This window comes from Caballeronia sp. A2-2 (assembly GCF_057612605.2).
This window is the reverse complement of record NZ_JBVFIR010000004.1, coordinates 83,053-95,233: the sequence shown is the minus strand read 5'-3', so window position 1 is coordinate 95,233 and position 12,181 is coordinate 83,053. Positions and strand designations below refer to the sequence as shown.

At 60.1% G+C, this 12,181-nt stretch carries 10 protein-coding genes; 3 read left to right on the top strand and 7 right to left on the bottom strand.

Annotation, left to right across the window (positions count from 1 at the left end):
* Positions 1-15 precede the first annotated feature (15 nt).
* Positions 16-1,410, bottom strand: coding sequence for an MFS transporter (locus ACZCWR_RS31355; protein WP_487306573.1), 1,395 nt, complete (start codon positions 1,408-1,410; stop codon positions 16-18).
* A gap of 172 nt (positions 1,411-1,582) precedes the next feature.
* On the opposite strand from ACZCWR_RS31355, the gene ACZCWR_RS31350 reads away from it, so the two are divergent.
* The 3 genes from ACZCWR_RS31350 (at position 1,583) to ACZCWR_RS31340 (ending at position 4,542) form a co-directional block, all read left to right on the top strand.
* A complete protein-coding gene (locus tag ACZCWR_RS31350) occupies positions 1,583-2,536 on the top strand; it encodes an oxidoreductase (RefSeq protein ID WP_487306572.1) in 954 nt (317 codons plus the stop codon).
* A 98-nt stretch (positions 2,537-2,634) separates the two neighbouring features.
* Positions 2,635-3,522, top strand: a complete 888-nt coding sequence (locus ACZCWR_RS31345; protein ID WP_487306571.1) for an SDR family oxidoreductase — start codon at positions 2,635-2,637, stop codon at positions 3,520-3,522.
* A gap of 63 nt (positions 3,523-3,585) precedes the next feature.
* The gene (locus ACZCWR_RS31340) at positions 3,586-4,542 is read left to right on the top strand and encodes a Csu type fimbrial protein (RefSeq protein WP_487306570.1); all 957 of its coding nucleotides are present in this window, start codon (positions 3,586-3,588) and stop codon (positions 4,540-4,542) included.
* An 823-nt stretch (positions 4,543-5,365) separates the two neighbouring features.
* Here ACZCWR_RS31340 and ACZCWR_RS31335 read toward each other — a convergent pair.
* From ACZCWR_RS31335 to ACZCWR_RS31310, 6 genes are read right to left on the bottom strand one after another with little or no spacing between them, the layout of a single operon-like run.
* Positions 5,366-6,205, bottom strand: coding sequence for an endo alpha-1,4 polygalactosaminidase (locus tag ACZCWR_RS31335; protein WP_487306569.1), 840 nt, complete (start codon positions 6,203-6,205; stop codon positions 5,366-5,368).
* A gap of 20 nt (positions 6,206-6,225) precedes the next feature.
* Entirely contained in the window at positions 6,226-7,599 is a 1,374-nt protein-coding gene (gene pelG / locus ACZCWR_RS31330) for an exopolysaccharide Pel transporter PelG (protein WP_487306568.1), read from the bottom strand.
* The gene (pelF, locus tag ACZCWR_RS31325; protein WP_487306567.1) at positions 7,599-9,212 is read right to left on the bottom strand and encodes a GT4 family glycosyltransferase PelF; all 1,614 of its coding nucleotides are present in this window, start codon (positions 9,210-9,212) and stop codon (positions 7,599-7,601) included. The genes pelG and pelF overlap by 1 nt, the downstream gene beginning before the upstream one ends.
* The gene (locus tag ACZCWR_RS31320; protein WP_487306566.1) at positions 9,209-10,219 is read right to left on the bottom strand and encodes a hypothetical protein; all 1,011 of its coding nucleotides are present in this window, start codon (positions 10,217-10,219) and stop codon (positions 9,209-9,211) included. The genes pelF and ACZCWR_RS31320 overlap by 4 nt, the downstream gene beginning before the upstream one ends.
* Entirely contained in the window at positions 10,212-11,579 is a 1,368-nt protein-coding gene (locus tag ACZCWR_RS31315) for a PelD GGDEF domain-containing protein (RefSeq protein ID WP_487306565.1), read from the bottom strand. The genes ACZCWR_RS31320 and ACZCWR_RS31315 overlap by 8 nt, the downstream gene beginning before the upstream one ends.
* A gap of 30 nt (positions 11,580-11,609) precedes the next feature.
* Positions 11,610-12,152, bottom strand: a complete 543-nt coding sequence (locus tag ACZCWR_RS31310) for a penicillin-binding protein activator LpoB (protein WP_487306564.1) — start codon at positions 12,150-12,152, stop codon at positions 11,610-11,612.
* Positions 12,153-12,181: the final 29 nt, after the last annotated feature.

The window sequence follows — 12,181 nt, the reverse complement described above, 5'->3', positions numbered from 1 at the left end:
GTCTTGTCTCCAGGCTTATTTGACGGCGTGCGCGGGTTCATTCTCGATTGCTTCGGCAATCGGACTGCCCGCGTCTTGCGCGATATCTTCAAGCGAACGGCTCTTGGTCTCGGCACCGAGAATGCCGACCACGAGCGCTTGCATCAAGAGCGTTCCGACAATCAACGCCAGCACGCCGCCAATGCCAAAGCGCGTATAAGCGCTCGCCACCGCATACGGCACCCCGATACTCACGCCACGTCCCACGGCATTCGCGAGCCCCGAACCGCGCATGCGCAACGGCGTCGGAAAGAGTTCGGGCACGTAACTCGCCACGCTCAGCGAAGAAAGCACATAGATGCAGCACGTAATGAAGAAACCGATCGCGCTGATGGCGACCGCCGTTTGCGCGAACGGATAAGCCACGCCGAAACCCGCGCAAACAAGCGAGAAAATCACGATGCCCCACTTGCGCCCGATACGCTCGGCAAGCAGGAACGCGATGAACGAACCGAGCGGCCCGCCCGCGAACATCAGCGCCGTGATGCCGAGCGAGTTGGACATGCTATGGCCTTGCTTCACGAGAAAGGTCGGTATCCAGCTCACAAAGGCAAAGTTGACGATGAACAGCGCGACCAGCACTACGATGGCCGTGATCGTGCGCGTGAGCAATCGGCGGTCGAAGAGATCGGCAAGCCTCGATTCGGAGCCTTGCGGCATGCGTGTTTCTTCGAGCGCGGCAGTCGTTCCCGGCGCCACGCCGCAATCCTCCTCGATACGTTCGACGAGCGCACGTGCTTCCTCTGTGCGCCCCTGGCTTGCGAGCCAGCGCGGCGACTCCGGCATCGACTTGCGCAGGAACCACACGAACAGCGCGCCACATCCCGCGATCACGAACATGGGCCGCCAGCCGAAATGCGGCACGATCAGCCAGCCGAGAAACGTCGAAAGAAACAGCGACGTATTGATGATGAGATTGAGGATGGTGCCGAAGCGTCCGCGCCACGTCGCGGGAATGAACTCGCTCAGCGTGCCGTACCCCACGACAATCTCCGCACCCATGCCGATACCCATCATGAAGCGAAAGGCAATGAGCCAGTAGATCGACGGCGCGAGCGCGGCGGCGATCGACATCGACCCGTATATGGCGAGATTGAATTGATAGCAGAAGCGCCGACCGAAGCGGTCGCCGAGAATGCCGGAAAGCCATGCGCCGATCATCATGCCGACGAAGGTGACCGCGACGAACGATGCGTTGAGGCTCAACGTGGACTCGCCGCTGTGAATCAGCGCGGCAAGCACGGTGCCTGCGATATAGATGTCGAAAGAATCGAAATACATGCCCGCGGCGATGAGGCCGAGGATGCGCCAGTGAAACCGGGATAACGGCAACCCGTCCAGGCGTGCGCCTACGTTCGCTGTTGCTTGCATCTTGATGTGTCTCCGGGATTCTTCTGCTTTTATGAAAGCGGTTGTCCTTACAAAACGCTTCGAATCTCACCATCATCAGACGGCCTGATTATATTCCTGTCATACAATCCGTCAAGACGCTCGTTCTTGTGGCAATGGTAGGCTGGCTGCTGACTCTTACTTCCAATCGATCATGAATTCAGGCAGACAGTGGACACCGGGCAACATTGCCTCGCAGACGCAACGGCGTGTGGTTATCACGGGCGCGAACAGTGGCATTGGTTATCACGCGGCGGCGGTGTTGGCCATGCATGGCGCGCAGATCGTGCTTGCATGCCGCGATGAACGTCGCGGTGCCGATGCGTTGAATCGGATGCAACGCGAGGTGCCGGGCGCACGTGCACAACTGGCTTTGCTCGACCTTTCGAGTCTTGCATCCGTGCGTGCGTTCGCCGAGAAAGAACTCGCGCAACGTCGGCCGCTCGATCTGCTCATCAACAACGCAGGCGTGATGGCGCCGCCGCAACGGCTCGAAAGCGCCGATGGTTTCGAGTTGCAGTTCGGCACCAACGTGCTCGGTCATTTCGCGTTGACGGCGTTACTGATGCCTGCGTTGGAGATGGCGGCCGACACTTCATCCGAAGCGCCGCGCGTGGTGACCATTGCATCACTTGCACACAAGCATGGCGCGATCGAATTCGACGATCTTCAGTCCACGCGCAGTTATGGGCCGATGCGCGCTTACCGCCAATCGAAGCTCGCGGATCTCATGTTCGCGTTCGAACTGGACCGGCGTTTGCGTTCGGCGCATTCGCGCGTGATGTCGGTTGCCGCGCACCCGGGCGTCGCCAGCACGAATCTGTTCGGCAGCGACCAGACCGCATTCAGTCGTGCGGTGCGTGCCGCGTTGCGCGGGTTCATCGGCACCGTGCTGAATAGCGATTTCGAAGGCGCGTTGCCCACGCTCCATGCGGCCACCGCGCCGGATGCCGTAAGCGGAGGCTATTACGGTCCGCTCGGTCTTTTCGAAGCACGTGGCGAACGCGTGGGACCGGCGAAAATCGCACCGCAGGCGCGCAACGAAGCCGATGCCGCGCGCCTCTGGCAAACTTGCGAAGCGCTGACATCCCTACCCTTCCTGTCCTGATCCTGTTAGTCCGTTTACTACGATAACGTCACTACTTCAACAGGGCCGTATTCGAAGCCATAGTGTCCCGGTGACGTTCAAAGGACAGGAGGCTTCCTATGCGTATCTTCGTGACAGGTGCAACGGGTTTCATCGGCTCGGCGGTCGTGCCTGAGCTTATCGAAGCGGGTCATCATGTGATCGGCATGACGCGTTCGGATGCGGGCGCGCACGCGTTGGAGCAGGCAGGCGCGGAAGTGCATCGCGGCACGCTGGAGGACACGGAAAGTTTGCGCAGCGGCGCGGCCAAGGCGGATGGCGTGATCCACGTCGCGTTCGATCATGACTTCTCGCGCTTTATCGAAAACTGCGAGAAAGACAAGCGCGCGATTGCGGCGCTCGGCGAGGCACTCGCGGGCTCGGATCGTCCGCTCGTGATTACTTCGGGGACCGGAATAGGCAGCGGCGAGCATGGCGAACCTGCATCGGAAGATGTGTTCAATCCGCACCATCCGAACCCGCGTATCGCGTCTGAACTCGCGGGGCAGGCGTTGCTCGAACGCGGCATCAATGTGTCGGTGATGCGTCTGCCGCAAGTGCATGACCCCTTGAAACAAGGGCTCATCACGCCGCTCGTCGCCATCGCGCGCGAAAAAGGCGTATGCGCTTATGTTGGCGATGGCGGCAATCGCTGGCCCGCAGGCCATCTCAGCGATGCGGCGCGTCTCTATCGTCTGGCGCTCGAAAAGGCGCTGCCCGGCGCGCGTTATCACGCGGTCGGCGAGGAAGGCGTGCGCAGCCGGGACATCATGGAAGCGTTGGGGCGTGGCCTGAAGCTGCCTGTCGTTTCCCTGAGCGCGGAAGAAGCACAGGCTCACTTCGGCTGGATGTCGATGTTCGTCGGCCTCGACATGCCCGCATCGAGCGCGTTGACGCAAGCGCGGCTAGGTTGGCGGCCGACCGGTCCGACTTTGCTTGAAGACTTGGCGCAAGGGCGTTTTGCCTGACGCACTCAAGCCATAAGTGCGACGAGTGCGTTAGTATGCGGTGATTCAACAGGAGAAACCGCCTTGCGCATCGCGCTCGTCCTGCTTTTCATATGGTTCATGGGATGCGCGCCCGCGCAAGCGCAGACGTGCGGCGTGACCATCTCCAGCATCAACTTCGGGTCCATCTCTCCCGCCACCACTTCCGCCGCCACGGCCACGGGCACCGTCGCGGTGACGTGTACCGGCCTTATCAATCTGCCGATGCGTGTATGCGTGAATATCGGCACCGGAAGCGCGGGGTCGTCGTATGCGCCGCGCGTGCTTGCGAGCGGCACCAATACGTTGCAGTACAACCTCTTTTCCGATTCGGCGGGCACCAACATCTGGGGCACGCGCACCGCGGCGTATGCACCGATCAACATCGACATACCGCTCACCGCGCTTACGACCTATACGACGAACGTGACGTTATACGGGCGCATTCCTGCGGGGCAGACGTCCCTTGTTGCAGGGACTTATCTCTCGACCTTTACAGGCAGCGCGCAGGCGCAGGTGACCTATCAGGCGTATCTGCTGTCCAGTCCGCCTTCGTGTACATCGTTGACCGCGAATCCGGCAGCGCTTTCGTTCACCGTTCAGGCGAGCGTCATCAACGATTGCACTATCAGCGCGACCAATATCAACTTCGGCACGGCGGGGTTGCTGACATCCACCATCACCGCGAATGGTCAATTGAGCGTGGCTTGCACTAATACTGCGCCGTATTCGATCACGCTTTCGGCTGGTAGTGGCACGAGCGCGACTGTCGCCAAGCGGTTCATGACGCGGAGCGGTGGAAGTAATCAGGTGAGCTATCAGCTCTATCAGGATACGGGGTTTACCAAAGCCTGGGGTGATGGGAGCGCAGGCACTGCGGCGTATGCGGGCGTGGGTAATGGGAACACGCAGAATATTCCTGTTTATGGACGTATTGTGCCGCAGGTTAGTCAGCCAGCGGGGAGTTATATCGATACGGTGATTGCGACGATTACGTATTAGCTGTGGTTTGATTTTTTTTCTTTCGCGCAAAGGGCTTCTCTTTTTTGTGCTTTTTATTCAGTAGCCGCCTCCCCGGCGGGGGGTAACTTTCTTTGCTGCTGCAAAGAAAGTCACCAAGGAAAGCAGCTTTTTACCCCATGCACGATGGCTGGAAAGGGTGGTCTGGATTAACGATACAGTGGCCGCAATAGGATGTCCCACGTTCGGTTAAGCGCGTGGGCAACCTAACGATTACGCGCTCAAACCCTTTTGTCTTAGTGGACCGCATTCATTCTTTCGGCCATGCGCTTCGCGCGCCGAGAATGTACGAACGGAACCCCGCAGCGTATGAGCGCCCAGCCACATCACACGTCACCGCTATGTCGTTATTCGGCCCAACCTTGGAAAGCGCTTTTGGGCAAAGCGCGCACACCAACGCCAGTTACCTTTTAGTCGGAGCACTAACCAAGGTAGGACCGAATAGCAATCTTGCGGGGAAGCGTGAGGTGGCTGGGCGCTGATAGGCTGCGGGATTCCGTTCTTACTTTCTCGGCGCGCGCAGCGCATGGCCGATTGAATGAATGCGGTCCACTGAGCGTTGATTCTTCGAGCGCGCAATCGCTAGTTTGCCTAGGTGGCTCGTTATGCGTGGACAGTCCTATTGTGGCCACTGCATCGGTTAATCCAGACCAACCCTCTCCAGCCATCGTGCATGGGGTAAAAAGCTTTCTTTGGTGACTTTCTTTGCAGCAGCAAAGAAAGTTACCCCCCCGCCGGGGAGGCGGCTACTGCAATAAAGACACAAACACCAACAGCCAATTGCACGACAAAAACACAGCAGCCCCTACCCCGGCCCCCTCCCCACAGTCATCAACGCGCCATCCGTAACATACGGCACAATGCCATCTTTCTGAATGCGCGCAACCGTATCCGCAGCACAAGCCCTATCCGCAGGATCGCAATAATCGATCGCCAACACCGGAAGCCTGTATCGATCGCGGATAATAGAAACCTGCATCATCAACCAGTCGCGATCGCTTTGCGGCACCTCGGCATAGCGTTGCTTACTCGCATCCCATCCGCGATACAGCGACTCAAACGCCACCATGTAAGCAAGATCATGCACTTGGGGCAAGACCTCAAAACCACGATTGAAGATAAGCCTCGCTTGCGGATAACGCGCCTTGATCAACCGTATGACCTTCACAAGCCCCGCTTCCTGCGCAGCACGTGCCGCATCCGTCTTTGCGATCAGTTGATAGGAATCGAGCGTATCGAGAAAGAAGCCGCGATAACCCTGCTTCCACAACGGCGCAATGACCTTGCTAACAAAGAACTCGGGCCAACCCGCAGCAGTCTGATCGACGACATGCGATGCCCACGCCCCATTCCTACCCGGCATCCACGCGGACGGCATAGCCTTGAAATACGGCCGCTCAGGATTGACCTCACCCACGCTCACATACGCGAACCAGAACGCATGCGCTTGCGCATGAGCACGCGGCGCGAAGCCCGAATCCGGTTCGATGACGGCGACATCGAACGCGGCCAGTTCATCGACTGGCGGATTCGCGCCGTAATAAAGCACCACGGACGGCGCCGCCGCATTCTGCGCCTGCGCGAGCGTGGCGAACATGGAGAGCACCGCCAACCGCATGAAACGGCTGACATGGCGCATGAGCATGGGGAGTGTCGAGCGTTTCATCAACCGCGCAGCATGTAGGTTTCGTATTCGAGCGAAAGGAACTTGCGATCCAGCACCTTCACGGCACCGACCGTCACCACCAGCAACGCAAGCGCGAAGCCATAGCCGTAAAAGTCCGGCCCGAGCCTTAGCGTGATGCCCGTGAACACGCCGTTCAATACCACGAACGCACCGGTCAGTCTCAACACGACTCGCCTTCCATCGAGATAGAAGAACACGTTGAGCAGCCCCAGCAACAACACCTGAAGACTCGCCGAGACCACATCGACGATAAGAAGCGGCATGTAAAGCGGCGAAATGCCCAGCAATTCCAACACGCGCTCACCGAACGCGACGATGAAAAGCAGCACCACCGTCTGCACCTTGATGATTTCATAGAGACCCGCGCGTACGCTGCCCACCATCATGTCGCGCATCTCGTTGATATGACGCAGCGTCGCGCCATTGCGCACGGCATCGTAGAAGGCATCGTAGTACTCGACGAAATCCGCCTCGATGCGCACGAGAAACGTGGCCATGCCCGGCATCACGCAGACATACGCAATGAAAATGGGAATGTCGTAGATCACCGATGCATGCAGCGGCCCGATCACACGCGTGCCCGTGCCCGGCGAATACCAGAACATGAACTTGTCGAGCCACACGCCGATGTTGAAGAACAGCCCGACAAGCGCCAGACTCGGATACGCATAACGCCGCTCGAACACTTCGAAGGACACGAAACGTTCGCTGCGGTAGTTGCGATAGATCAGCCCCGACAATCCCGCCAGCAACACGATATGCCCCGCGACAAAGCCGCCGAGCAAGCCGACGAGTCCATACCCGTTCAGCGCCAGCGCAAGGCAGACCGTGCACGCATAGCCCACCGCGAACACCATCAAAATCTGCCGGTATTGCTTCACGCTCGACAGGAAGATCACCGCAATCCAGATATTGCTCACGACGACGAAGCCCGTCACCATCAACAGGCGATATAAGAGCGGTTCATCACGGAAGCCGACGAGCATCGCGACGACCGCCACCACGCTCGCGAGCACCGACGACACCAGCACCACGCCGTTATAGTTCGACAACACGAGGTCGTCTCGCTTCTCGAACAGGCGGTCGGAGATAAAGCGCGTGAACGAGAGTTGCAGCGGACCCGTCAATATCAGACTCAGCGCGATGAGGTAAGTCACCGATACCTGAAACTGCACGATGGCGAATGTCGGTATGACGGAAGTCAAGCTGATCAGGCCGATAATCAGGATGCCGAATATCGACAGAATAAGCGGCCCCGAGCTGATCAATCCCGCATACGCATAAGCGCGCGCCACGCCCGCGAGCGTGTCGCGGCGCATGATCTTGCGCAGTTCGAATCCGATTCCGGCCATTAGCGTGTCTCCTGCAATTCACGACGCTTTTGATGCATCGGGCAACGCGCGGCGCCGGCGGTCACATCGTTGCGGGCGCGATCCGGCATGGCGGACAAACGCTCGTACAGCGTGCGATAACGGTCGATCATCTGCTTCTTCGTGTAATAGCGGCGCACACGGGCGAGGCCCGCCTGTTGCGCGGCGTGCCAGCGCTCGTCGTCGGCAAGCAAGGCGAGGACCGCTTGCGCGAATGCCGCAGGGTCGGCAATCTGCACCACCGCACCTGCGGACCCCAACGCGCGGTCTTCCGCGTCCACGCCTTCGATCAACTGACGGCACGAGCCCACATCCGTCGTGATGGAGGGCACGCCCGCCGCGAAGCCTTCGAGCACGACGAGCGGCAACGCTTCGCTGATCGACGTGAGCGCGATCACATCTACTTGCGGCAACATCTCGTCGATACGCTGAAAGCCCAGGAACTTGAGGTTGCGCGACAGGCCGAGACTTTCCACCAGCGCGCGGCATTCGAGCGCATAAGCTGGATCTTCCTCTTCCGGCCCGATGATCCAGCCTTCGAGATCCGGCATGCTGCGCGACGCGATAAAGATCGCGCGAATGAACGTCTTGATGTCCTTGATCGGCACCACGCGGCCGATGAGGGCGACCACCTTGTTCGCACGCGGCTTGCGCTCGGCGACCAGCGGCGCGAGTGCATCGACATCGATGCCATTGGGAATGCATTGCGTGCGTTCGGCGCGCGCGCCATCGGTGATTTGCCGCTGACGGTTCGCCTCATACAGCGCGATGATGTCGTCCGATGCGTCATACGCGAGCTTGCCGATAGCCTCGAAGAAGCGCACCCACAATTCGCGGAAGTAACTCACACGCGAGATATCGCGCTCGAACACGCCGCGATTGTCGCGAATCCATTGGCTCTGCAAAAGATCGATCTTGCGTTCTTTCGTATAGATGCCATGCTCGGAGATCAGCAGCGGACGTCCCGTGCGATAGTGCATCAATGCGCCGAGGAAGCCGCCATAACCGGTCGATACCGTGTGATAAACCCGCGCAGGCAAGAGGTTTTCCGCCACGCGCGCAAGTTGCCACAACGGCTTGTGCATGATGCGCACGGTCCAGAAATAGTCCGTGAACGAAGGGTCCGTGCAGTACTTTTCGTATTGATCGGCAATCTGATGCCACGCGGCGCGGCTCGTCAGGAAGTGCTCTTCGTTGAGCGCGCCATCGCTGCCGAGCATGGGAATCATGTCCGCGAGCAACGCGCCCGCATCGCGGCCATTGCGTGGATCGCGCAGTGCATCGTGCAACTGTTGCGAGCGCACGAATGCCGCGGCATCGCCTTCGACCGAACGCGGCCGGGCATCTGCCACGACGGGTTCGTACAGGTAATGCGTTTCGATATGCACCACGTTGTCGGGCAACGCATACGCCACGCCAGCGTAATCCTGCTTCTGGCTACCGATGAAAACAATGGCGAAGCGCGTCTGCGGATACGAGCGGATCATTTCATTGACCCAACTCGATACGCCGCCACGCACGAACGGGAACGTGCCTTCGAGCAGGAGGCAGACATCGGCATCGGCGGCGCGGAGGTTCGGGAGTTCTTTCATCATGACCAATACTTCACGACCGGGTTGAGCGTGGGCAGCGTCGCCGCGTTGTTCAGCGATGCAAGCAGTTTCTTGACGAGCGGAAAATCGCCGCGCAGGAAGGCGGCTTCGGCGAGCCACGGCACCAGACGGTCGCGCGGGAAGCCGTATTCAAGCGCGCGTTGGATGCGCTCCTGCGCGTCATCGGGCAAGCCGTTCGCCAATGCAAGACGGCCGCGCGTGAGCCACATCGCGGCATCGTTGGGCATGGCGTCCAGCGCGATACGTGCGTAACGGTCGGCTTGTTCGATGGTGTGCTTGCGAACTTCGCCCTGCACGAGATTTTGATAAACCAGCTCCGAATACAGTTCGGCCAGCATGCGGTTGAGCGCGGCGCGTTCGCTCTCGTTACCGGTGGCTTCCAGCGTTTTGCTCGTCTGGAAGATCTTCTGCATGATTTCGTTCTCCGCATGATCCAGCGTGCCATATGCGATCAGACGAATATCTTCGAGCGGATCGGCGAGCAACTCGCGCAGTAGCGTGCCGGTGGTTCGAATCGGCATGTTCTGGATGGCAACGAGCGCGGACAAACGATCGGCGGGCGCGACCTGCGTATTGGCAAGACGCGCCTGCAAGCGCGCACCGCCACCATGCTGCACGCGCGACACGAGATAGGTCACGAACTGCGGACGCGGTACATCATCGAGATCGCGGCCTTTCTCGCCACCGGGAAACACCGCCGCCCAGATGCAACTTACAAGCACGACCACGCCACCGAGCAGCGGCACGAACGTGCAGGCGAGCCATACGAAAAGCAGCGCCACGCGACGCGGTTCGCGATAGCGCACCGGCAACCAGCCACGCAGCGCGACCGCTTCCGCCAACGCCGCCAACGCCTGAATGGCGAAGAAGCGCAGCAACGGATCGCCCGTGCCCGTGTACTCGAACAGGCTCACGAGCGCCACGTATTGCACGACAACCGCGACGATGGCCGCGATGCCGCTGACGAGAATGGAACGGATCTTAGACATCGAGGCCGCTTCGCTTGAGTAGACGTTCGAGCGCCGCGCCCGGTTCATCGCCTTCGAGATGCAGCGTATGCACACCGATGCGCGCGCTTTCCAGATCGATATTGAACTGCGCCAGCAGACTCGCTTCGATACGCGCGAGATAGCCATCGATACCGGTCGAATCTGTCGCGGGCATGAGGTTCAGCAGTACGGATTGTTTCGCGGTCTGCACGGGCCACATGACATCGAGCGAACGACGGCGGCGTATGACATGCTCGAATAGCGAATCGCCCGCTTCATCGCGCGGAAACACCAGTGCGACGAGCGACGATGCCACACCCGCCTTGCGCTGAAGACGCGTGAGCCGTCCAAGATCGAGCGCGAATTCGGAAGGACAATCCGGCACATGATCCAGCACGCCTTGCACGAACGACGAATGTTCGACGCCATCCGCGTAGTAGCACAGCAGCACGAGCAGGAGTTGCAGGTTGTCGAAGTTGAGCGACAGGAACGGCATGCGCTTGATGACGAGCATGCCGCGCGTTTCGCCATCGGCGGACACGAGCGGCGCGCATACGAGATATTGGCTCGATGGCGCGATGCTGTCGGCATCCTTCAGGTGTGCGACGCTTTGCCTTTCGAGCGCGTGCGTCACCATTTCATCGCGCGGGTCGAGTGTGAAGGCATCGCCGATATGCGCGACGGCTTCAGCGCCGAGCTTGCCGTTGTGCACCGGATAAAGCGCCGCCACTTCGATCTGACATGCTTGCGCGACGAATTCGAGCAGGCCGCCTGCGCTTGCCGTCGCATCGCTATCCACCGCGAGTCTTCGCAGTTCGGTGATCGAATCGCGCAACGTGGCAGGACGCGACAGCAAATCCTTCTCAAGCCGCTCATGCGACAAGCGCAGCAGATAGTGACTGTTGGTAAGCGCGACGAGCCGGTCATTCAGGTAATCGTTCAATGCAGACGAACGCTCGGCGCGGCTTCCCCATGTATCGCCGAAATGGCCGCCGAGAATGGTCTGGCAGAAACCGCCCGCGAAATACAGCGCGGGAAACACAGCGTGCGGATAAGCCAGCGACCACGCGCCCAGCATGATGCCGCCCGCCAACAGCCCGAGTAGCGTGCCGTAGCGCAGGGCCACAAGCAAGGGCACGAGCCACAGCCACGGAAAGCCGCCACGCAGCAGCAAGGGATCGTCTGCATCGATCCAATGCGCGATCATCAGCGTGACCAGCACGAGCACGACACTTTCGACGATGGCATAAGGCCGCGCCACCGCGGGCGCGAGCAAGCGGCGCAAACGTCCGAGATTCCCGAACGGCTGCGCCTGGCGTTTCGACACGCCCGGATTGTTTTCCACGGCTGCGGTGCTCACGGCCTGTTCCTTTTTTATAGTGTTGCGTGATTACTGACGCGCCTGCAAGGGCGAAAGCACGCTGGCGATCAACGTGGTCGCGACGCTCGACAAACCCGAACGGCTCCAGCCGGTGCGCGTGCCCGTTGCGCTCCAGACCACCGCGCCATTCGATACATCGATCAGTTCGAAGGTGACGCCGACCACCGGCTCGCCGTCGACGCCCGTCTTGTAGCGCCACTCTTCCACCGCGCCGGTCAGCACGTAGCGCGCATTCTGCGCACGCGCCCATTCGAGCGATTTGCCGCTGTCGGCGCGCTGGGCCGTATCGAACAACGCATTGCGATTTGTCTCCGACGGCGCGATGCGCACGTCCGCGATACCGCCCGCGCGCAGCGTGTTGGCCGCGATGGATTCCGCGCTATGCCCCGCATCCGGCGTTTCCGTGTAATTGGCGATGGACAACACCGCGAGCTTGTCGCCATTCGAAAGCGAAGGCGCGGTAGCGGTCTGCCGAACCGTGCCGCATGCGCTCAATGCCATGGCAAGAGCCGTTACCGCCGCCGTGCAGGCAATCTTCTTGATGTGTTTCATGAGTCTAACTCCCCGACGATTCGCTATCC